Origin of the sequence: Pseudomonas reinekei (assembly GCF_001945365.1) — a bacterium.
Lineage (GTDB): Bacteria > Pseudomonadota > Gammaproteobacteria > Pseudomonadales > Pseudomonadaceae > Aquipseudomonas > Aquipseudomonas reinekei.
Genome location: NZ_MSTQ01000003.1, coordinates 161,952 through 183,269, shown reverse-complemented (window position 1 = coordinate 183,269; position 21,318 = coordinate 161,952). Strand labels below are relative to the sequence as shown.

The following is a 21,318-nucleotide window of genomic DNA, read 5'->3' as shown; positions in this document are numbered from 1 at the left end:
AAGCCCCGCCATTCACATGGCGGGGCTTTTGTTTTTCAGCGGTCGTTCAATCAGACCATCGGATCGCCAACGTGCAGGATTTTCATGCCATTGGTGCCACCGGTGGTGTGGTAGCTGTCGCCCTTGGTCAGGATAACCCAGTCGCCTTTTTCCACGACGCCGCGTTTGACCAACTCGTCGATCGCCTTCTGGCTGACTTCATTCGCCGCCAGCGAAGCCGGGTCGAACGGGATGGTGTACACGCCACGGAACATCGCCGCCCGGGCCTGGGCTTCGCGGTGTGGCGTGAATGCGTAGATCGGCACCGACGAACGGATACGCGACATGATCAACGGCGTGTAGCCACTTTCGGTCAGGGCGATGATCGCCTTCACACCGGGGAAGTGGTTGGCGGTGTACATGGTCGCCAGGGCAATGCTCTCGTCGCAACGAGTGAATTCCTTGCCGATGCGGTGGCTGGAGGTCTTGCTGGTCGGGTGCTTTTCGGCGCCGACGCAGATGCGCGCCATGGCCTGCACGGCTTCCAGTGGGTACAGGCCGGCAGCACTTTCCGCAGAAAGCATCACGGCGTCGGTGTAGTCGAGCACGGCGTTGGCCACGTCGGACACTTCAGCGCGAGTCGGCATCGGGTTCTGGATCATCGACTCCATCATCTGGGTCGCGACGATCACAGCCTTGTTGTGTCGGCGTGCGTGCAGAATGATTTTCTTCTGAATGCCCACCAGTTCGGCGTCGCCGATTTCCACGCCCAGGTCACCGCGGGCCACCATCACGGCGTCGGATGCCTTGATCAGGCCGTCGAGGGTTTCGTCGTCGGCCACCGCTTCGGCGCGTTCGATCTTCGCCACCAGCCAGGCCGTACCGCCGGCTTCGTCGCGCAGTTGACGGGCGTATTCCATGTCGGCGGCGTCACGCGGGAAAGACACCGCGAGGTAGTCGACTTCCATTTCCGCAGCAAGCTTGATGTCGGCCTTGTCTTTTTCAGTCAGGGCCGGAGCGGTCAGGCCGCCACCGCGACGGTTGATGCCTTTGTGATCGGACAGCGGACCGCCGATGGTCACGGTGCAGTTCAGCTCGGTAGCCGTGGCGGTATCGACGCGCATGACCACGCGGCCATCGTCGAGCAGCAGTTCGTCGCCCACGCCGCAGTCCTTGACCAGGTCCGGGTAGTCGATGCCGACCACTTGCTGGTTGCCCTCGGTCAGAGGATGGCTGGTGGAGAAGGTGAATTGATCACCGATCTTCAGCTCGATTTTCTTGTTGGCGAATTTGGCGATACGGATTTTCGGGCCTTGCAGGTCACCCAGCAGGGCGACGAAGCGACCGTGCTTGGCGGCCAGGTCACGCACCAGCTTCGCGCGAGCCTTGTGCTCGTCGGGGGTGCCGTGGGAGAAGTTCAGGCGGGCGACGTCCAGGCCAGCCAGAATCAGCTGTTCGAGAACTTCCGGCGAGTTACTGGCCGGGCCTAGGGTAGCGACGATTTTGGTACGACGGACGGACATGCAAAGACTCCTGAGTTCAAGCGCTGAGTGAGGCTACTATGGTCCGAAGTTGTAGTCATTGTTCGTTTGCACTACTTAATGCTTTCTTTATTGAACCTATATCGAACCTGACAACTTTGCACCTGAGCCTGAAGATTTCCGCCCGGGGGTCGATACAGCGTTCAAGACAGGAGATCCCCCATGCGATTCATGCTCATTGCCGCCCTTGCCCTCAGTGCCACGGGGTGCGTTCGTTTTGCGATGAACCATCATTTGAACAATGCCTACAGCGCCTATGACCGGGGCAATTGCGAGCAGGTGATGCTCGAATTGTCCAAGGTCGAGCGCGATAGCCGGGCGCGCCCTTACGTGTGGCCGGAAGTCTCGATGATGCGCGGCCAGTGCCTGGAACGGCAGAAGATGTTCATCGACGCCGCCCAGACTTACCAGTTCATCATCGCTTCGTATCCGCAGAGCGAATACGCCTACCGCGCCCGCGCCCGTCTGGAAACCTTGCAGAGCCTGGGCCACTACCCGACACGCAGTGCAGCGGCAGTACGTCCGACTCAGTTCTGATTGCAGCCGTCATCCAATAGCTGGCCGACCGGCGGCGGTGAGCTATAGTCGAATAAACCGGTTTTAGAGTCCTGCCTCTAAACCGACGTAACACCTGTGATCGGCAGGAGTAAGCGGCAGCGGTTTCGCGGACTGTCGCACCGGGATCGGGGAGAGCAGGTCGCTTTGCCTTGCTGGCAACAGCAATCAGACCTGTTCCGAAACATTAGTGCGGCCTTGCTTAAGGGCCTTGCGTAGCGAATTCAGCATGTTCACTGACCGCCGGATCGAACGGCATCAACTGCCGTATTTTCTAAAAGTGTTCAACAGTATTACAGACAAGCCCATTGGATTTCTGGGCAATGTCTCCGAAGACGGGCTGATGCTTATCAGTCAGTTGCCGATGATGATCGGTGCTGACTTCGATTTGCGCCTGAAGATTCCCGTCGGTGACCGCTGCCAACAGGTCATTGACCTGCGGGCGTGTTGTCTGTGGTGCCACGAAGACGCAACGCCACACCACTACGACGCCGGTTTCAGCCTGCAGCGTCCCCCGCCGGAGTATGGGCACCTGGTGGAAGCGTTGAGGCGATACTTCAGCTTTCAGCCGTTGCCGGCGTCTGCATGAAAGGTAAGGGGTCGCTCATCGAGCGGCCTCTCCGCCCGAATACTCCAATGCACTCACCCAATTGATATTGCCGGATATCCTAGCATTTCGCCCATTACGCCCTGTAGAGCTCCAATCTGCGGAGAGTCTGGAGGGTGGTGCTGTTGAGTAACATGAGCAATAAATTAGTTTTTTTATTTCGTTTTGATATTGCTACCTGTCATTTATGACAGTGGTCATTCGTTGATTGGTTCAGTTATGTTTGATTCGCAGTATTTATCGGGCATTTTTTGTGGAGGTGGTGAAATGAGTGTGGATGCTAATATCGAAAATGGAGAAGTCATTGTTGTCGCAGGTGATAGCACAGTGGATGATGCTTTTTGGGATGGTGTGCCGACTTCCATTTACTATCATCGGCATATTCGTGTTCCAGAGTTGACTGGGGAAATTGAATATCAGTTCAAGTTGAATGGAACTCGACTATACATCAGAACCATGCAGTATATGTTGACTACACGGCCGGTAGGGAAGGAATGGAATAGGGCAAATATAAATTTTGAAGTTCGTAGCGGTAGCACCGTTCGTGTGAACTCACCCGATTCATTGATACAGAATGGTGGGTGGTACCCTTATCAAAGGGAGGCAAGTGTCGGTTATTCGGTATCGCTAGGCGCGAGCTTTCGAATTGGCGTTCATTATGATGGCACTAATAATGACACCAGCGAGGCTGATCACTGGGGGCAATGGGAGGAAATCATTCGTCGGGGATGACGCAACCGCAGTTTGTCGATAGCTTATCTATAAGTTCTATCCATTAGGTTTGGCCCTCTTGATGATTGATTTGCGATCTTGATGTCGATGGCAGCAATTTCTATTGTGGAATGCGGTTGTATTCATCGCGTTTCCAGTCGATATGTGCTGCCGTCTTTGTTGTTGATTGCTTTTTGAATTTTTTAAAGGTGTCTGAATTTTTTATTAATGTTGGTGCGTATATTTAGCGTTACTCGGGTGTCGTGGTGCGGCTGTTATTCGAGAAAGATTAGTCGGTGAAAATAATATAATCCCTAAAAGTGATCCGTTTTTTTCCATTTCAGATAATGCGACAATAATTCCACGCCCATTTCACTGGGAAGAGTATCCAGCATCAAGACGCCATGCGCGCTCAACCGCTCATGGAGTGCAGCCCGGGCATTCAGGTAAGCCACCGTGCCGCAGTAGGCCAGGGCTTCGGGCAAGGTTTGCACCGGAGCCGTTCTCAGGTTGTCGAGTATTCCTTCCCTCAAACTGGCGACCAGCACTCGATGTTGCTTGCCCAGGCGCTTGACCGCTGTGAGCAGTTCTTCATCGTCCTCATCGCGCAGGTTGGTCACCAGCACCACCAGTGCCCGACGTTTCTGTCGGGTCAGTAGTTCGGTGACGGCGGCCTGATAATCGGCGCTGCGTTGGCTGCTGTCGAGGTCGTAGACCGTATTGAGCAAGGCATTGAGTTGCCCGGCGCCTTTCACCGGCGCGAGGTAGCGCGGTTGATCGCTGGCAAAGGTGCACAGACCGACCGCATCGCCCTGGCGCAACGCGACGTAGCTCAGCAGCAGACAGGCATTGAGTGCATGATCGAAGTGCGCCAGTTCGTCGTCCTGACTGCGCATGCGTCGGCCGCAGTCGAGCATGAAGATGATCTGCTGGTCGCGTTCGTCCTGATACTCCCGGGCAATCGGCGTACGTTGACGGGCGGTGGCTTTCCAGTCGATCTGCCGCAGGCTGTCACCCTCGCGAAACTCCCGTAGCTGATGAAACTCCAGCCCCTGGCCGCGTCGTTGGTGTTGGCGCACGCCAAGCTGGCTGAGCCAGTTATCCACAGCCTGCAACTCACCGCCGTACAGGCGGGCGAAGTCGGGGTAGACGCGGATGTGGTCAGTCACATTCAACAGGCGTTTGTCAGTCCACAAGCGCAATGGACCGGGCAGGTTGACTTCGCAGCGTTCGAAACTGAAGTGACCGCGATTGAGCGGGCGCAGGCGATAGTTGATCACGCTGCGCTGGCCCGGCTGCATTTCCACCGTCAGTGGCAGGTTTTCGAAGCTCAAGCCGTCCGGCACATGATCAAAGAGCTGGATGTGCAATGGTTGAGAAAAATCATGCTCGACCTCCAGCGTGGCCTCGCTCCACCGGCCCAGTGCCAGGCTACCGGAAAGGCGCCGGGTGATGCTTGGTGACGGCAGGCGTTTGAGCCGCACGATGTCGAGCGCAGCCAATGCCAACAGCGCCAGGAGCAAACCCCAGTTGATTCGCAACAGGCTCGGTGCAACGTCGATGCCCATTGCCTGCAAGGCGCCCAGCACGATGCCGATGGCCAGCAGCAGGGTGAGCCAGAGCAACAGCAGGCGCGTCGGTTTCATGACGTTGCACCAGGTTGCCTGATCAAGAGATCGCGAATGGTATTCACAAGCGCGGCGCCGGAACTTGATCGAGCAATTGCCGCAGCACCTGATCAACCTCCAGCCCTTCGATATCCAGCTCCGCCGCAATGCGCACGCGATGGCGCAGCACCGCCAGTGCGCAGCCTTTAATGTCATCCGGAATCACGAACTCACCACCGCGCAACAAAGCCCGTGCCCTGGCGCAGCGCACCAGGGCAATCGAGGCCCTGGGCCCGGCACCGAGGGTCAGGCCCGGCCAGCTGCGGGTGGTGCGGGCCAGGCGCACGGCGTAATCGAGCACCTGATCGTCCAGTGGCAGGTCGCTGGCGATGCGTTGCAAGGCCAGCATGTCCTTGGCCTGCAACACCGTGCGCAACGGTTGCACATCGAGCATGTCGGCGCGGGTCGAGCGGCTGACCTGGCGGACCATGTCCAGCTCCTGCTCGGCGTCGGGGTAGTCCATGCGCACCTTGAGCATGAAGCGATCCAGTTCGGCTTCCGGCAACGGATAAGTGCCTTCCTGTTCGATCGGGTTTTGCGTGGCCAACACCATGAATGGCTGCGCGATCGGCAGGGCGCGACCTTCAAGGGTGACTTGCCGTTCCTGCATGGCTTCGAGCAAGGCCGCCTGGGTTTTCGCCGGGGCGCGGTTGATCTCGTCGGCCAGCAGCAGGTTGGTGAACAGCGGCCCTTTGCGCAGTTTGAATTGCTCGGTCTGCAGGTCGTACACCGCGTGCCCGGTGACGTCGCTGGGCATCAGGTCCGGGGTGAACTGGATGCGCGCGAATTCGCCAGCGAAGCAGCGTGCCAACGCGCGCACCAGCAAAGTCTTGCCCAGCCCCGGTACACCTTCGAGCAACACATGCCCACCGGCAATCAATGCCGTGAGCACATCGTCGATGACGCTGTCCTGGCCGATCACGGCTTTTTGCAGTTCGACGCGTATGGCCTGAGCCAACTGGCTGGCGCGTTGCCGTTGTTGCTCGGCGTGGCTGGGTGCATCGGGTTCGATCGGTTCACTCATAACGCATTCCTCAAGGTTTGCAGGTGGGCGACCTGGCGGCTGAATTCAGCGCTGGACAGTCGCTGCTTCGTCCGTGGGCTCATGGCCTGGCTGATCGCGCGCGTAGGCTGGCCGGTCAGGCGTGACAGCACCAGCCATTGTTCGGCAACACCGAGTTGGTCATAGCCGGGATGGCGCCGTCGAACACGGCGCAGAATGTCTTGTTGCAGCGCTTGCAACAGGCTCTGCTGCCCATTGCGCCGCAGCATGAAATCGGCACTGGCGCGAAGATGTTCGAGCAATTGTCGGCGGGCCTTGGGCAGCGGTTCCAGCATTGGACCGTGGCGCACACCGGCATGCCAGAGACCCAGGCCAATCAGCGCCAGCAAGGCAACCAGCGCCTGGGGGAAATAGCGCAGCAACAATGTCCACAGACTGTCGTGAGCAGTGTTGAACAGCAACGTCACCTCGGTATCGGCGGTCAGGTACCAAAGCAGCCACGCGTTGTCATATTGATCGATCGCCGGGGTTTTCCACAGGTCGGCATCGGTCACCACAATGATCGAGCCGAGTCCGTGGTTGAGCTGCATCATGTGCGTGGCCTTGCCACTGTTGGCCCAGGCCTGGGCGAGATTCTTCGGGTCTTCGAGATGGAATGCAGTGTCGAAGCTGGCATAGGCCGGGGCGTCTTCGTTTTCCAGGTACAGCTTGGTCAGTTGTGGATAGGGATCTTGGTCGCTATCGGGCGGCGGATCCTTGAGGTCTTTGCTCAGCGACTGGTGCAGTTGGACCCGGTCGAGCAACAAGTCATTGCTTTGCCCGGCCCTCTCATCCCACAGCGATTGGGCGACGAACAACAGGCGTCCTCCGGCCCGGGTCCAGTTCATCAATTGATCAATCTGCCGTGGGCTCATGGTGTAGCGATCGCCCAGCAGCAACAGGCTGTGCTGATGCGGCTCCAGGCTCGGTAGAACATCGATGCCGTTGGCGTGGCTGACAATCAGGCCCTGTTTGCGCAGGTAGTGCTCGGCGGCGAGGTAAGGATTGGCCTGCGCCTCGGGCGAAGGGCCGTGATCGATTTCTGCCGGGTAGGGCGTTGCCTTGAAATACAGGTACACGCCCAGCGCGACCAGCAACACGGTGACGAGCATGCCGAGCATGATCAGCCCGTTGCGCCGATTCAATGCGGCGCTCCAGGGCCGAACAGCGCACGCCAGCCGTCACACAACTCACGCTGCAAATGCGCGGCGGGCAGGCGATGCCCGTAGGCCATGTTCTGCCAATGCCCGGTCAGTTTTTTACTGAAGGCCAGCAGGGCTGGTTGTTGAAGTTGTTCGACGCGCTCCAGCACCTGGCCCTCGGTGTCGGCGGCTTTCAGATCGATGTCGAAATCGTGCAGGAGGTGGCTCAGCAGGGCGCGATAGAGCAAGCCCAACGCTTCTCGCGGATGGCTCTGCCAAAGGCTTTCGACGCTGGTGGCGATGTCGGCGGGCAAGGTCTCGGGGCCCAGATCCAGGCCGAACGCCTGTTGCGGCAGCGATCGCAAGGCCTTTTTGCCAGGGCTCGGGCGGCGGCTGACAAACGCCTGCAACAGGTCGCGGTAGTACCAGGTCAACAAGCCGATGGCGACGATCACGACGCCCCACAGCAAGGCTTCGATCAGCGTGGCCAGTGCGCCAAAACGCTGGCTGTCGAACAGCCGGAACAACGCCTTGAGCCACTGTGGCGTGTTGTCGTCATCCGGGTTTTCGGCTGTGTCCTTGCCCTCGCCAAATCGATAACGGACCACCGTTTCCTTGTTCTTGAAGGGTGGCTGGTCAAGGATTGCCTTGATGCTGTCCCGGGACGCCTGGCTGGTCAGTGGTTGTTCCAGCAAACGCGGGCTGTCGGGGCTGGCCACCACATCGGCGGCCCAGGCATCGTGTCCGCTCGGTATCAACAGGGTCGCGGCCAGCAAGACCGCAACGGCGCTGCCGCTCAAGCGCTGGCGCATGCGGCGGAACACCAGCTCGATGTCCCAGGCTTCGAGCACGGTGCGGCGGTTGAGATAGAGGCTGAAGCCGCACGCCACATAAATCGGTTCCCACAGCACCAACACCAGGACGTAGAAGGCATTGGTCAGATGCTCCAGCCAGATCCAGTCCTGGGTGGCTGCCGCGACCAGCGATTGCCAGCTCCAGTCCAGCGCGACCTGTTGTGGCAACAGCAGATAGAACAGCACCATCAAACCGATCCACAGCGCAGTTTCCAGGTGCGCGCCAATCAATGTCAGCCACCGCGCCGCGCCGGAATCGCGCTGCAACAATACCTGTATGCGCTGTTGACGCGCCTCGCCGCCCAGGCCTTCGAGTTGCACCACCGGCAGCAGGAAGCTGCGGCTCATGCTCAAGCGTCGCCAGGTCAGGCTGGCCAGCAATTGCGGCTTGAGCAGCCGCGGCCATTGGCAAAGGGCCTGTTTCAGTGTGGGGGTTTCGCCAAACAGGGCTTTGGACAGGATGTACAGCGGCAAGCGTTCGAAGGCCGGTTTCAGCCACCAGAAAATGAACACGGCAACGGATGGCGACTCCCACAGCAACCCGCTCAACAGGACAAAAACCGGCAAGGTGATGATTGCCCAACTGGTCATCAGCAAGCGTCGATGGCGCTGGCTCAACAGGACGCCGAGGTCCATGGCTTCCCAGGTCGGGCGTGGGCGGATCACCACACTGGCGTCACTCAGGCGCATGGCGGACCCGTCCGGCAAACAGCAAGTAACCCGCGACCAACAGCCACAGCGCGGCGCCGACCAGGTATTTGATCATGGGCGCTGGAGCCGTCATCGACGACCAGTAGGCCTCGATGAAGGCTGCAATCAGCAGGAGCAGCATGACCCCGCAAATCAACTGCACGCTCTTGCGAGCGGCCAGGCGCAGGGCTTCAGAGCGGGGCAGGCGCCCCGGCGCGATCAATGCCCAACCCAGCTGCAGGCCGGCCGCCCCGGCGAGGGCAATGGCGGTCAATTCGAAGGCACCGTGGCCAATCACGAATGACCAGAAGGTCTGGCCAAAACCGATGTGCGTCAGATGCCCGGCCACGGCACCGATCATCAGGCCGTTGAAGAACAGGAAAAACGCGCTGCCCAAGCCAAACAGCAAACCGCTGGCAAAGGTCTGAAAGGCGATGCCGATGTTGTGCATGATGTAGTAGCCGAACATCACCCAGTCTTCACTGGCCGCGCGTTCCGCCGAGCGCCCCAGGTGTCCGGCGTTTGGGTCGTACATGCTTTGTATCTCGCTGACCTGCTCGGCCGGGATCAGGTTGTAGACCAGGTCCGGGAACAGATACACCAGCAGCGCCATGCCGATCAGGCTGGCGAAAAACATCAGGCTGGCGGCGAGCACGAAGCGCCACTGTTCGCGCACCAGACGGGGGAAGCCGGCGAGGATGAAAGCCAGCACATTGGCGCCCAGCCGGCTGCGATGGCGATACAGTTGTTGATGCCCGCGCAGGACCTGTTGCTGCAACGAATCGATCAGGAAACTGCTGTAGCCGCGCTCCCGAGCCAGCGCCAGATGCTGGCAGAGACGACGATAGTCCGCCGGGAATTCACCGACGCCGGTGGCCTTGCGGTCCCGCTCCAGTCGTTGCAGGGTGAGGGAAAACTGCTCCCATTCGGCCATGTGCCGATGTTCGAAAAGGCTTTGCTTCATGCCGGACCCAACAAGCCGCGGGCGATGCCATTGAGCTCGGCCACGGCGTGTGGCGCTGGAACCTGCAGCGGTTGCGCAAGAATCGAGGCGAGTTCATTGACCCTGGCCGCGGAGAGTTCGCCCTGGCGTTCGGCGAATCCGAGGATGGCGCGTTGTTCACTCAGGCTCAGGGCAAATGCCGGGCGACGGGGTTCGGCGGGCGGCAGTTGTGGGCGAGTGAGCGGCTGTTCGCGGTAGATCACCAGCGTGCCGGCCGCCACATCGCCGAGGCGTTTGAAGCCGGGATGCTGAAGGCAACTGATGGCCCCGAGGAAGTAGCCGAAAGGCAGCAAATCGACAAACCGCAGCAGGTTACGCAACAGCGACGCGGACCAGCCAACCGGTGTGCCATCGTCCTGCACCACTTGCAGGCCCATCCATTGCTTGCCCGGTGAGCGACCCTGGTTGAGGACTTCGAACAGCACCATGTACCACCAGCTCACGCCGAAGATCAGCAGCGAGCCCAATCCGGCGCCGAGTTTTCCGAGCATCGCCAGGACAATGAACAGCAGGCCGAGGATCAACCCGCGCAAAGCCAGGTCGATGGAGAACGCCAGCGCACGCACCATCAGCCCGGCGGGTCGCAGAGGCAAGTCGATGCCTTCAGGCGTTTCAACTTGATACCGCGTATCCAGTGGCGGGGACAGCGTCGCTTTCCTTGGCAGTGCTGTGGTCTCGAGCATGGGCAACCTGATGATGTGGCCTGATCGGGATTGTCTCGTTCCCCGATGCTAGCAGCCTCACCGGGGAAAACGACATAACTATGTCGTGCGGTTTGAGTAACCGCAGATGTTTGAATCACAAGATTGCTGGCCGGAGCGGGACGTGAGCGCCTAGACTTCGTCGATCTTCAGTTCAGGAAACGCCTGTGACCTCCATCTTCTGGTACGACTATGAAACGACGGGCATCAACCCCCGTTGCGACCGCCCCCTGCAAATGGCGGGGCTGCGTACTGACTTCGATCTCAATGAAATAGACGAGCCGGTCAACCTCTATTGCCAGCCCAGTGACGACATCCTGCCGCATCCGGCAGCCTGTGCGATCACCGGCATTACCCCTGCGGATCTGGCCGAGCGAGGTTTGAGCGAAGCCGACTTCATGACCCGGGTGCATGCCCAACTGGCAGCGCCGGGCACATGTGGCGCGGGGTACAACACCTTGCGTTTTGACGACGAGATGACCCGCTACAGCCTGTACCGCAATTTTTTCGACCCGTACGCGCGGGAGTGGCAGGGCGGCAACAGCCGCTGGGATCTGATCGACGTGGTCCGTGCCGCGTATGCCTTGCGTCCCGACGGTATCGTTTGGCCGACAGACGACGAGGGGCGGGTGACGCTCAAGCTTGAACGCCTGACCGCCGCCAATGGCATCGATCATGGCAATGCCCACGAAGCGTTGTCGGATGTCCGCGCGACGATCGCCCTGGCGCGTTTGATTCGGGAAAAACAGCCGAAGTTATATGAATGGCTGTTCAAGTTGCGCAGTAAACAAAAGGTGCTGGACCAGGTTCGACTGTTGCAACCGATGGTGCATATTTCCGGGCGCTTCTCTGCGGCGCGTCATTATGTGGGTGTGGTGCTGCCGCTGGCCTGGCATCCGCGTAACAAGAATGCCCTGATTGTCTGCGACCTGCATCTCGACCCGCAGGGCTTGCTCGATCTGGATGCCGACGCCCTGCGCCAGCGCTTGTATACCCGTCGCGATGATTTGGCAGAGGGTGAGTTGCCCGTGCCGCTCAAGCTCATCCACATCAATAAATGCCCGGTGGTGGCGCCGTTGTCGGTACTTCGTCCGCAAGATCAGCAGCGCCTCGGGCTGGATATGCCGCTGTATCAGCAACGTGCACTGCGGCTAAGTGACGCGCAGCAAGTCTGGCTGGATAAAGTTACGGCCATTTATGCCCGCGAGGATTTTTCTGTCAGCCAGGACCCGGAACAACAGTTATACGATGGATTTATCGGTGACCGTGATCGACGACTATGTGAACAAGTGCGTTCGGTGGACCCTGCGCAATTAGCGCAAGAGCAATGGCCTTTCGATGATGAACGTTTGCCTGAATTATTATTTCGATATCGCGCACGCAACTTTCCGGAAACGCTGAATTCCGGAGAGCAAGAGCGCTGGCGAATCTTCTGCCAGAAGCGCTTGTCCGACCCTGAATGGGGTGCGCCCAATACCCTGGAAAGTTTCGTGGAGGCCGCAGCCCAACTGGCCGTTACTGCGACATCGTTTCAGCAACAGGTACTGAGTCAATGGCAGCAACATGTTCAAGGGGTGCGCCAACGTTTGAATCTTTGAAATCGAAAATACCCGGGGCCAGAACTCCGGGCATAAAAAAACGCCAGCGATAAGCTGGCGTTTTTTTTGTCGCCTATTTATCTGCGACAGGCGTGGCGGCTTAGCCCAGCAGGGTAGCCCAGCCTTCAACCACGTCACCGCCCCACTTGGCTTTCCACTCTTTCAGAGTTTTGTGGTTGCCACCTTTGGTTTCGATGACTTCGCCATTGTGCGGGTTTTTGTATTGCTTAACTTTGCGAGCACGCTTGGTGCCGGTAGTTTTTACTGCGCCGCCGCGTGGAGCTTTGGTTTTGGATTCTGGATCCAGCAAAGCAATGATGTCACGCAGGGACTTGGAGTATTCGCCCATCAGGGTGCGCAGTTTGCCTTCGAATTCCAGCTCGGTTTGCAGTTTGTCGTCTTGGGACAGGTTCTTCAAACGGGCTTGCAGCTCTTTGATAGCTTCTTCGGTGGCGCGGTATTCGTTGATCAAGGACATGATTACTACCTTATGTGGGGCGCTGGATGGCAGGGTGACAGTGCCGCAATAATAGTCAGGGTGTTTCATCAAGTAAACATTAAAGCAGGTTTATTTAATTAAATTGCCGGAAATTCGCTACCCCTTTTCGATGCTGTTAAATAGTTTGAAGCAGTCGCTACAGATATTTACAAAGCAGGGCTTGTAGAAAGCTTACAGCGCCGCTGATGTGTACGCTGCGTGCGCGGGCGGGAACCTCGTCGGTAACCATCGGGCAGCATCGCACATCATCAATACTGCAGTTTTGCTGCGCACTCGCTAGAATGGCCGCCTTTGCGAAGTTCTGGAGTTTCCCCCCCATGCGCACTTTTCGGCTGGTGATTTCTTGCCCCGACCGCGTCGGCATCGTTGCTAAAGTCAGTAACTTTCTGGCGTCACACAATGGCTGGATCACTGAAGCGAGCCACCACTCGGACAATCTCAGTGGCTGGTTCTTCATGCGTCACGAGATTCGTGCCGACTCGCTGCCTTTCGGTATCGAAGCCTTGCGCGAAGCGTTTGCGCCGATTGCCGAAGAGTTCTCGATGGACTGGCGCATCACCGATACCGAGCAGAAGAAGCGCGTGGTATTGATGGCCAGCCGCGAGTCCCACTGCCTCGCCGACCTGCTCCATCGCTGGCACAGCGATGAACTGGACTGCGAAATCGCCTGCGTGATCTCCAATCACGATGATCTGCGCAGCATGGTCGAGTGGCACGGGATTCCGTACTACCACGTGCCGGTCAATCCCCAGGACAAGGAACCGGCCTTCGCCGAAGTGTCCCGTCTGGTCAAACAGCACGACGCCGAAGTGGTGGTCCTTGCCCGTTACATGCAGATCCTGCCGCCGCAGTTGTGCAACGAATATGCACACAAGGTGATCAACATTCACCATAGCTTCCTGCCGTCGTTCGTGGGTGCCAAGCCGTACCATCAAGCGTCGTTGCGTGGTGTGAAGCTGATCGGCGCGACCTGTCACTACGTGACCGAAGAGCTGGACGCCGGCCCGATCATCGAGCAGGACGTGGTGCGCGTCAGCCACAGCGACAGCATCGAAGACATGGTGCGTTTCGGCCGTGACGTCGAGAAGATGGTGCTGGCCCGCGGCCTGCGTTATCACCTGGAAGATCGCGTGCTGGTACACGGCAACAAAACCGTCGTGTTCTGATTTCCCCACGACACGGTTGAAATTCGAAGGGCCTGGGCGTTCAATCGCTTCAGGCCCTTCGCCGTTTCTGCACTGAGGACATGACCATGAGCGATCCACTGGACAAAGCCACTTCCAAGGCACCCGCCACGTTGGGCGAGGGCTGTTTGAGTCGTTATGACCCGGACGACATGAGCCCTGAGGATGGCACGGATTTTCCCGGAGCGGCCGAATTGTGGGAGCAATTGCAGCAAGAACCTGACAACCCGCCTAAGCCTGCTTGAGCTTCATCAACTTCATGAGCAGCGGCCGCCCCAGCATCAGCAAAAACACCGGCCCGCCGACCAGCAAGTAGAAGTAATAGGTCACCGCCCGCCAGATCAGAATCGCTGCCGCGGCCGTGGACTTGCCCACCATCGGCGCCAACAGCGCCGCCGAGGTCAATTCCGCCGCGCCCGCCCCGCCCGGCAACAGGCTGAATTGCCCTGCACTGAGTGAAAGCATCTGGATCAAAAAGCTCCAGGCCCATTGCAAGTCAGCTCCGAGCCCGTGCAGGGCCAGATACAGCACGCTGTAGCGCAGGATCCAATGCAGGCAGGTCAGGCCAAACACCGTAATCAATGTCTGGAACGGCAGCTTCAGCGTGTCGGTAAACGCTGCCAGGAAACTCAGGAGCTTTCGCGCCCAGCGCATCCGCGTGGTGGACTGGACGTTGAGACGGATCAGCAGCCGGCCGCTCAGGCGAATCAACAAGCGGTGATACCGGGCCACGAGCACGCAACTGATCAATCCGCCGAACATCGATACCGCACTGACGATCAACAGCCACTCCATGCGTTGGCTCAGGTGCTGAAACAGTGCATAGATCAGAATAGCGCTCAGCGCACAGAGGAAAAACAGCAAATCGCTCAACTGGTCCATGGCGAACACGGCGCTGCTTCTGGCTGGACGCACACCATTGCGCCCCAGCAGGGCCATGATGGTCAACGGCCCGCCGCTGCCGCCAGGCGTGGCGCAGTAGGCGAATTCGGCGGCCATGACCACGCCGAGGCTTTTGATCGGACTGACCTTGGTGCGTTGATCCCCCAGTAACAGGCGCAATCGCAGGGTGTTCAGGACCCAGCACAGCAGGATCATGGCAAACATGACCGGCAATCCGCTCAGCGGAAAACCACTCAATCGCGACCAGGTTTCGCTTCCACCCAAAAGCCACGGGATCAGCACCGCCGCGAGCAGGCCGATCACCAGCAGGATCGCGCGACTCATGCGGCGCGCTCCCTGTCCTGGCTTTGCAGGGCCAGCCAGCTCGCCTTGGTCATGGGTATTCGGCCGTCTTCGAGCAGGCGCTTGAGGGTGTGTAGCCAGTAGGTTCGCGAGAATTCATGGCGCATGTCCACCGGGTGCAGGCCCAGCCTGATGACCGGTGCCTGGCGCCAGCGTTGTTCGCGTTCATCACTGACGAGTTTGGATAGCCCGCGACGCCAGGCGCTGCGCGCACTCCAGACCAGACCGGGTGCGTCGACCGTCGTGAAATCCGGTAGCCGATAAAGATGCTGTGGGTCGCTGGTGTAGCTCAATGGCAGTTGGCGCAAGGCCTGACGGGTGCCTTCACTCATCAACCAGGCCGGGGCGACAAAACCCTGCAGCGGCCAGTCGTAACGATCAAACATGGCGATGCCTTCGTGCAGGCGGCTGAGGGCAGCCTCCCGGGACAAGCTGTAAAACTCGCCTTCGTGGGTATAGAGCCGGCGCATGAACCAGTCTCTCGGATTGTTCACCGGCGATCCGTCATCGCAATGGAAATAGCCGTGCAGCGCCAGTTCGTCGCCACGTTCTATTCGTTCTTCAAGCCTTTGACGAAAGTCCGGATGGTCGTGCAGGTCGTTGTGCTTGTGGAAGTTCGGCACCACGAGCCAGGTAATGGGTACGTTGCCCAGTGCATCCACGGCGTCGACAAAGGGTTGGTAGTCGGCCCAGGTTGGCGGCGCCACATCGTGCAGGACCAATAGCAGGCTGGGCGTGTGCATTGGCTCAATCATTGGCCACTCGCGGCCATTGAGTGCCGAGTACGGCGTGATAGTGACCGAGCAAACTGTTGACCACCGAGTCCCACGCATAGTGCTGCTCGGCATGCCGGCGTGCCTGCCGGCCAAGGGCCGCATTGCCTTGAGCGAACAGTTCGCGCACGGCATTGGCCATCGCCAGCGGGTCGTTCGGTGCACACAGCAGGCCGCATTGCTCGGTGACGATCTCCTGAAAAGCACCCGCCGCCACCGCCACCACTGGAATGCCGCTGGCCATGGCTTCGAGTATCACCAGGCCGAAGGTTTCCTGATCCCCTGCATGCAGCAATGCGTCGGCGCTGGCCATCAAGCGTGCAACTTGCGCGGCGGGGCAGAACTCATCGATGACGGTGACATTGCCCGGCACCATGGTCGGCATCGAGGAACCAACCAGCAACAAGTGATAACGCCGGCCCAGGCGTTTCATACACTGCAGTAGCACTGGCAGGTTTTTTTCCTTGGAGCCGCGCCCGGCAAAAATCAGCAGGTGGGTGTTTTCGTCCAGGCCCAGCTCGGCCCTGAGACCTGGGTCGCGTTTGTCGGGATGGAACGTCTGCAAATCGACGCCCAGGGGTTGGACAAATACGTTTTTCACCCCGAGATGGGTGAGCTTGTCGGCCATGACCCGGCTGGGCGCGAGCACCCGGTCGAAGTTGCCGTACAGCTTGCTGACATACGCTTCTACATTGGTGGTCACCCAGTTGCCCATGCGGTTGCTGACCAGCAGGGGCAGGTCCGAGTGATAGAAGCCAATCACGGGCACATCCAGTTGCCGGCGTGCGTCGAGGGCTGCCCAAGCGGTGAGGTAGGGGTCGCCGACTTCGATCAGTTCGGGTTGCAGGTCTTGCAGGACATTTCGCCAGGGGGCAAGACGCAGAGGGAATCGGTAACCCTTGCCGAAAGGCAGGGCGGGCGCCGGAACGGTATAGACGCCGTTCTGTTCACTGAAAACCGCCCCGGGGATCAATAAACTGTGGCGAGTGTCGGGCCTTGTAAACAGACGATGATGCTTTGCATCCAGATAAGTGCGCACGCCACCGCTGGCAGGGGCGTAAAACATGGTTATGTCAGCGATATGCACGATGATCACTCCTCCGGTCCGTTGCTCTCCTTGGGTTGACCTTAATGAAGAATAGATGTTCGTTTGGGGTTTGGAGGGTAACGCCGGGGAGATGACGGTTATGGCGAGGGAGCAAGCTCCCTCGCCACATTGCTTGGTGTTCAGACGCTAGATACGGAAACTGCCTACCAACTGTTTAAGACGCGCCGCCTGCTGTTCCAGATCCGAACACGCCCGCAACGTTGATTGCAGGTTTTCCGCACCTTCCTGGTTCAAGATGTTGATTTCGGTGATATCGATGTTGATCGACTCGACCACCGCCGTCTGCTCTTCGGTTGCGGTCGCCACCGACTGGTTCATGCCGTCGATTTCGCCGATTCGCCGGGTCACGCTGCCCAAACGCTCACCCGCCAGATTGGCAATGTCGACGCTGTTCTGACTGTGACGCTGGCTGTCGCTCATGGTGCTGACGGACTCGCGTGCACCCACTTGCAGTTCCTCGATCATGGTTTGCACCTGTTGCGCCGACTCCTGGGTGCGGTGCGCGAGGTTGCGCACTTCATCGGCCACCACCGCAAACCCGCGCCCGGCTTCACCGGCCCGCGCCGCTTCGATGGCGGCATTGAGCGCCAGCAAGTTGGTCTGTTGGGAAATGCTGGTGATCACGTCGAGAATCTGCCCGATGTTCACGGTCTTGCTGTTCAAAGACTCGATGTTGCTGCTCGAGGCGCTGAGCAGGCTCGACAGCTGGTTCATCGCGGCAACGCTGCGATCCACAACCTGTTGACCCTCTTCGGCCAGGTGGCGGGCGTCACTGGCCTGACTCGACGCTTGCGCGGCGTTGCGGGCAATCTCCTGGGCGGCGGCGCCGAGCTGGTGGATTGCGGCGGCCACGCTGCTGGTGCGCGAGGCCTGCTGGTCAGAGTTGAACATTGATGAGTTCGAAGCAGCCACCACACGCAAGGCCACTTCGTTGACGTGGCCGGTGGCCGACGACACCTCGCGGATCGAGCCATGGATGCGCTCGACGAAACGGTTGAACGCCGTGCCGAGGGCGCCGAATTCATCGTTGTTGGCGATGGTCAGGCGTTTGGTCAGGTCGCCATCGCCGTCGGCAATGTCGCCCATGGCGCGGGTCATGACGTGCAGCGGCTGGATCAGCAGGCGAATCAGCATGCCCAGCAGTGCGATGACGATCGCTACCGCAATCATGGTCGCAATGATTGCCGAAGTGCGGAATTGGCTGAGCTTCAAGAAGGCTTTGTCTTTATCGACCGAAAGCCCGATGTACCAGTTGACCGAAGACAGGCCTTTGATGGGGGTGAACGTGACGATGCGGGTTTTGCCATCGACCTCGGTTTCACTGAGGTCGCTGCTGATGCGAGGGGTGTTGTCCGGGTAAGCCTCGGACAGGGATTTCATGACCCGCGTTTTGTCCGGGTGCACCAGGATTTTGCCGTCGGCGTTGACCAGGAAGGCATGGCCCATGCCGTCAAAGTCCAGCGCGTTCAGGCTGTCTATGATCATTTGCATACTCAGGTCACCACCGAGTGCACCGATGTTTTGACCGTCTTTGAATACGCTGTGGACGATGGAAATGACTTGTTGGCCGGTGGCCATATCGATGTAGGGTTCGGTCAATACCGGGCCGCTGGTTTGCTGGGCGCTCTTGTACCAATCCCGGAGGCGGGGGTCAAAACCCTCAGGCATCCTGGCATCCGGGCGGATGATAAAGGCGCCATCGGCGCTGCCCAGAAAGACGCCCATGAAGGCTGAGGCCAGCGCTTTCTGTTCGAGCAGTTGGGTAATGTTGCCCGTGTCCGCATTCAGCGCTACGTTTTGTGAGAGATTTTCAATCAACAGGCTGCTTCCGTTCAGCCAGGTCTGGATGTTGTTGGCAGTCACTCTGCCCATTTCCTGCAGATAATTGTCCAGGTCATTACGGATCGCATGACGTTGTTTGTAGTCGTTGTACAAGGTAAATAAAGCGAAAGCGGCAGTGACGATGAGGGCGGCGGCAAGCAGGATTTTATGGCTGAAGCGCATATTTTTATTCATGGATTGAGGCTCCGATAAGGTCTCAATGCCCATGGCGTGCTTTTATAAGTGGAACACGTCACGGGCGACGGTGAAATCAGGTTGATATTTCCGTCCTCGCCCTAGCGGATTATCAACGCAGTTCAGCCTCTGATATCGGCAGTGATCGATCAAAGTTTAACCATGGGTGACCAAATGCCTGACTCATTGCAACTTGTTATCGGCGCCGATCTTTCGGGGCAACCTATTGCCCAGGCCATGCGCCTGGCCAACCGCCACGGTTTGATCGCGGGTGCAACGGGGACCGGCAAGACCGTGACCCTGCAACGCATGGCCGAAGCTTTCAGCGATGCCGGCGTAGCGGTATTCGCCGCCGATATCAAAGGTGACTTGTGTGGCCTGGGCGCGGCCGGCAATCCACAAGGCAAGATCGCCGAGCGAATCGCCGGGATGCCCTGGCTGAACCACAAACCTCAGGCTTATCCGGTGACCTTGTGGGACATTCATGGGCAATCCGGTCATCCATTGCGCACGACCTTGAGCGAAATGGGGCCATTGCTGTTGGGCAGCCTGCTGGAGCTGACCGACAGCCAGCAGTCGGCGTTGTACGCCGCGTTCAAGGTCGCCGACCGCGAAGGCTTGTTGCTGCTGGACCTGAAAGACCTGAAGGCACTGCTCAATCACCTGAAGGACCATCCGGAGCTGCTCGGCGATGATGCGGCGCTGATGACCACCGGTTCCAGCCAGGCCCTGCTGCGCCGCCTGGCGACGCTCGAACAACAGGGCGCCGATGCGCTGTTCGGTGAGCCGGCGCTGCAACTCGAAGACATTCTGCAGCCGGCGGTCGACGGGCGTGGCCGCATTCATTTGCTGGACGCCAGTCGGCTGGTGCATGAAGCGCCGAAGGTCTACGCGACCTTCCTGTTGTGGCTGCTGGCCGAACTGTTCGAGCAATTGCCGGAGCGCGGCGATTCGGACAAACCGCTGCTGGCGTTGTTTTTTGACGAAGCGCACTTGTTGTTCACCGGCACCCCCAAGGCATTGCAGGATCGCCTGGAACAAGTGGTGCGGCTGATCCGTTCGAAAGGCGTGGGTGTGTATTTCGTGACCCAGTCGCCGGGTGACCTGCCGGACGACGTCCTGGCGCAGCTTGGCTTGCGTGTGCAGCACGGCTTGCGCGCGTTCACTGCCAAGGAGCAGAAATCCCTGCGGGCGGTGGCTGACGGGTTCCGGCCGAACCCGGCGTTCGATGCGCTGTCGGTGCTGACAGAGCTGGGTATCGGTGAGGCGCTGGTCGGCACGTTGCAGGAGAAGGGCACGCCAGAGAGGGTCCAGCGCGTGCTGGTCGCACCGCCACAGTCGCGGATCGGGCCATTGAGCGAGGCCGAGCGTACACTGCTGATCGCCGGTTCGCCGTGCAAGGGACGGTACGACAAGCCGATTGATCGCGAGTCGGCCTATGAAGTGCTAATGGGCCGCAAAGGGCTGGCGCCAGAGCCCGAGGCTGCACCGGGTAAACCGGCTGCGCAAGAGCCGAGCTTCACCGAGCAGGCCGGGGAATTTCTCGGCACGGCGGCGGGGAAGGCGCTGAAGTCGGCGATGCAGCAGGCGGCGAATCAGATCGGTCGCCAGTTGGTGCGCGGGTTGATGGGGTCTTTGTTAGGTGGCAAAAAACGCCGATGAATGCAAACGATCGCAGCCTGCGGCAGCCTCCAGTGCAGGCTGCGATCGTTTGGCCTGGCGGTTAAACCTTGGGCCGTGCATGCGCCGCCAATCGTTCCAGCGCCGCCCGCAGGTTCGGATCACTGATGCCATCGGCCGTTGCCTGAATGGTCGCCGCCGCGTCATTGGACAAATCCATGGTGTGTCCGGCCGCACCTTGTTGAACGGTCGGCGGCTGCACCTTGAACAGGATTCGCGTGAGACTGGCGAATTCGTCGAACATCTGCAGTTGCCGTTGCAGGCGTTTTTGCTGGTAGCGCAGACGAGTGGCCCAATGGCCGTCCGTCACGATCAGCAGCAAACTGCCTTCGCGCCACGACGCGACATGGCAATGCTCGCGAGCGGCAGGTTGCAGCTGGCTTTCCAGCAGGCGTTGCAGATGACCCAGGCGTTGAGCGTGGCCGAGAATGGCTTTGAGCGGCTTGGCTTCGCGAAGGAGAACGGCGGGTGCTCTGGCCGTAAGAGGGCGAAATGCCATGATCAGACACCTGAAGTAACAGAGCCGCCATGGTAGCAGAAAGCGCCGTACGCACTCGCCCATTGCTTTTGTCGAGGCTTTACCCATTAAATCAACAATTAACTTCTGCCCTGGATGGGTTGAAGTTGAGCAAAACGCCCTTATTTTAAGTGAGCCCCGTCAAAGCGCAGTGCCAGCATCGTGGAATATCGCCACTTTCCTCACCACCGTTTCCGGGTAGAATG

Annotated in this window: 20 protein-coding genes and 1 pseudogene; 7 read left to right on the top strand and 14 right to left on the bottom strand. The window is 59.2% G+C overall.

What is annotated here, in order from left to right; all coding sequences use genetic code 11:
- Window positions 1-50: 50 nt before the first annotated feature.
- On the bottom strand, window positions 51-1,502 hold the full coding sequence (gene pyk / locus BVK86_RS05550) for a pyruvate kinase (RefSeq protein WP_075945476.1): 1,452 nt from the start codon (window positions 1,500-1,502) through the stop codon (window positions 51-53).
- A 180-nt stretch (window positions 1,503-1,682) separates the two neighbouring features.
- Here pyk and BVK86_RS05545 point away from each other — a divergent pair, with 180 nt between their 5' ends.
- The 3 genes from BVK86_RS05545 to BVK86_RS29230 all read left to right on the top strand — a co-directional run bounded on the left by BVK86_RS05545 (window position 1,683) and on the right by BVK86_RS29230 (window position 3,414).
- Window positions 1,683-2,057, top strand: coding sequence for a tetratricopeptide repeat protein (locus BVK86_RS05545; protein WP_075945475.1), 375 nt, complete (start codon window positions 1,683-1,685; stop codon window positions 2,055-2,057).
- 247 nt (window positions 2,058-2,304) lie between these two features.
- Complete coding sequence (locus BVK86_RS05540; RefSeq protein WP_075945474.1) at window positions 2,305-2,664, top strand: PilZ domain-containing protein; 360 nt, start codon at window positions 2,305-2,307, stop codon at window positions 2,662-2,664.
- A 237-nt stretch (window positions 2,665-2,901) separates the two neighbouring features.
- Window positions 2,902-3,414, top strand: coding sequence for a hypothetical protein (locus tag BVK86_RS29230; protein ID WP_139315752.1), 513 nt, complete (start codon window positions 2,902-2,904; stop codon window positions 3,412-3,414).
- Between the two features lie 293 nt (window positions 3,415-3,707).
- Here the strand turns inward: BVK86_RS29230 and BVK86_RS05535 are convergent, their stop codons facing one another.
- Genes BVK86_RS05535 through BVK86_RS05510 form a run of 6 tightly spaced genes read right to left on the bottom strand, consistent with a single transcriptional unit; the run spans window position 3,708 to window position 10,474 of the window.
- The gene (locus tag BVK86_RS05535) at window positions 3,708-5,039 is read right to left on the bottom strand and encodes a DUF58 domain-containing protein (protein WP_075945473.1); all 1,332 of its coding nucleotides are present in this window, start codon (window positions 5,037-5,039) and stop codon (window positions 3,708-3,710) included.
- Window positions 5,040-5,082: 43 nt separating this feature from the next.
- A complete protein-coding gene (locus tag BVK86_RS05530) occupies window positions 5,083-6,084 on the bottom strand; it encodes an AAA family ATPase (RefSeq protein WP_075945472.1) in 1,002 nt (333 codons plus the stop codon).
- A complete protein-coding gene (locus BVK86_RS05525; RefSeq protein ID WP_408002987.1) occupies window positions 6,081-7,223 on the bottom strand; it encodes a DUF4350 domain-containing protein in 1,143 nt (380 codons plus the stop codon). Before BVK86_RS05525 ends, BVK86_RS05530 begins: the two co-directional genes overlap by 4 nt.
- A 20-nt stretch (window positions 7,224-7,243) precedes the next feature.
- Entirely contained in the window at window positions 7,244-8,788 is a 1,545-nt protein-coding gene (locus BVK86_RS05520; RefSeq protein ID WP_075945470.1) for a DUF4129 domain-containing protein, read from the bottom strand.
- Window positions 8,775-9,752 (bottom strand): stage II sporulation protein M, encoded by a 978-nt coding sequence (locus tag BVK86_RS05515; protein WP_075945725.1) that lies wholly within the window; start codon window positions 9,750-9,752, stop codon window positions 8,775-8,777. Before BVK86_RS05515 ends, BVK86_RS05520 begins: the two co-directional genes overlap by 14 nt.
- Window positions 9,749-10,474 (bottom strand): RDD family protein, encoded by a 726-nt coding sequence (locus tag BVK86_RS05510; RefSeq protein ID WP_075945469.1) that lies wholly within the window; start codon window positions 10,472-10,474, stop codon window positions 9,749-9,751. The genes BVK86_RS05515 and BVK86_RS05510 overlap by 4 nt, the downstream gene beginning before the upstream one ends.
- 185 nt (window positions 10,475-10,659) lie before the next feature.
- Between BVK86_RS05510 and sbcB the strand changes: the two genes are divergently transcribed.
- Window positions 10,660-12,090 (top strand): exodeoxyribonuclease I, encoded by a 1,431-nt coding sequence (gene sbcB / locus BVK86_RS05505; RefSeq protein ID WP_075945468.1) that lies wholly within the window; start codon window positions 10,660-10,662, stop codon window positions 12,088-12,090.
- Window positions 12,091-12,190: 100 nt separating this feature from the next.
- On the opposite strand, the gene mvaT is transcribed toward sbcB, so the two are convergent.
- On the bottom strand, window positions 12,191-12,568 hold the full coding sequence (mvaT, locus tag BVK86_RS05500) for a histone-like nucleoid-structuring protein MvaT (protein ID WP_007933316.1): 378 nt from the start codon (window positions 12,566-12,568) through the stop codon (window positions 12,191-12,193).
- 338 nt (window positions 12,569-12,906) lie between these two features.
- Here mvaT and purU point away from each other — a divergent pair, with 338 nt between their 5' ends.
- On the top strand, window positions 12,907-13,755 hold the full coding sequence (gene purU, locus BVK86_RS05495) for a formyltetrahydrofolate deformylase (protein ID WP_075945467.1): 849 nt from the start codon (window positions 12,907-12,909) through the stop codon (window positions 13,753-13,755).
- 86 nt (window positions 13,756-13,841) lie between these two features.
- Entirely contained in the window at window positions 13,842-14,018 is a 177-nt protein-coding gene (locus BVK86_RS29770) for a hypothetical protein (protein WP_167371495.1), read from the top strand.
- Here the strand turns inward: BVK86_RS29770 and gpgF are convergent.
- The 5 genes and pseudogenes from gpgF to BVK86_RS30465 form a co-directional block, all read right to left on the bottom strand.
- Window positions 14,005-15,000 (bottom strand): glucosaminyl phosphatidylglycerol flippase, encoded by a 996-nt coding sequence (gene gpgF, locus BVK86_RS05490; protein ID WP_075945466.1) that lies wholly within the window; start codon window positions 14,998-15,000, stop codon window positions 14,005-14,007. The two genes, BVK86_RS29770 and gpgF, sit on opposite strands and share 14 nt — an antisense overlap.
- Complete coding sequence (gene gpgD, locus BVK86_RS05485) at window positions 14,997-15,773, bottom strand: N-acetylglucosaminyl phosphatidylglycerol deacetylase (RefSeq protein ID WP_075945465.1); 777 nt, start codon at window positions 15,771-15,773, stop codon at window positions 14,997-14,999. The genes gpgF and gpgD overlap by 4 nt, the downstream gene beginning before the upstream one ends.
- The gene (gene gpgS / locus BVK86_RS05480; RefSeq protein WP_075945464.1) at window positions 15,766-16,887 is read right to left on the bottom strand and encodes an N-acetylglucosaminyl phosphatidylglycerol synthase; all 1,122 of its coding nucleotides are present in this window, start codon (window positions 16,885-16,887) and stop codon (window positions 15,766-15,768) included. The genes gpgD and gpgS overlap by 8 nt, the downstream gene beginning before the upstream one ends.
- Window positions 16,888-17,025: 138 nt before the next feature.
- On the bottom strand, window positions 17,026-17,790 hold the full coding sequence (locus BVK86_RS30470; RefSeq protein ID WP_408002988.1) for a methyl-accepting chemotaxis protein: 765 nt from the start codon (window positions 17,788-17,790) through the stop codon (window positions 17,026-17,028).
- A 93-nt stretch (window positions 17,791-17,883) separates the two neighbouring features.
- Window positions 17,884-18,903, bottom strand: a pseudogene (locus BVK86_RS30465) (HAMP domain-containing protein); the annotation flags it as partial.
- Window positions 18,904-19,089: 186 nt separating this feature from the next.
- Here BVK86_RS30465 and BVK86_RS05470 point away from each other — a divergent pair.
- Window positions 19,090-20,577: a helicase HerA-like domain-containing protein gene (locus BVK86_RS05470; protein ID WP_075945724.1), complete on the top strand. Its 1,488-nt coding sequence runs from the start codon at window positions 19,090-19,092 to the stop codon at window positions 20,575-20,577.
- 61 nt (window positions 20,578-20,638) lie between these two features.
- Here BVK86_RS05470 and BVK86_RS05465 read toward each other — a convergent pair whose 3' ends face one another.
- Window positions 20,639-21,094 carry a DUF721 domain-containing protein gene (locus tag BVK86_RS05465; protein WP_075945462.1) on the bottom strand — a complete coding sequence of 152 codons (456 nt, stop codon included), beginning with the start codon at window positions 21,092-21,094 and terminating at the stop codon, window positions 20,639-20,641.
- Window positions 21,095-21,318: the final 224 nt, after the last annotated feature.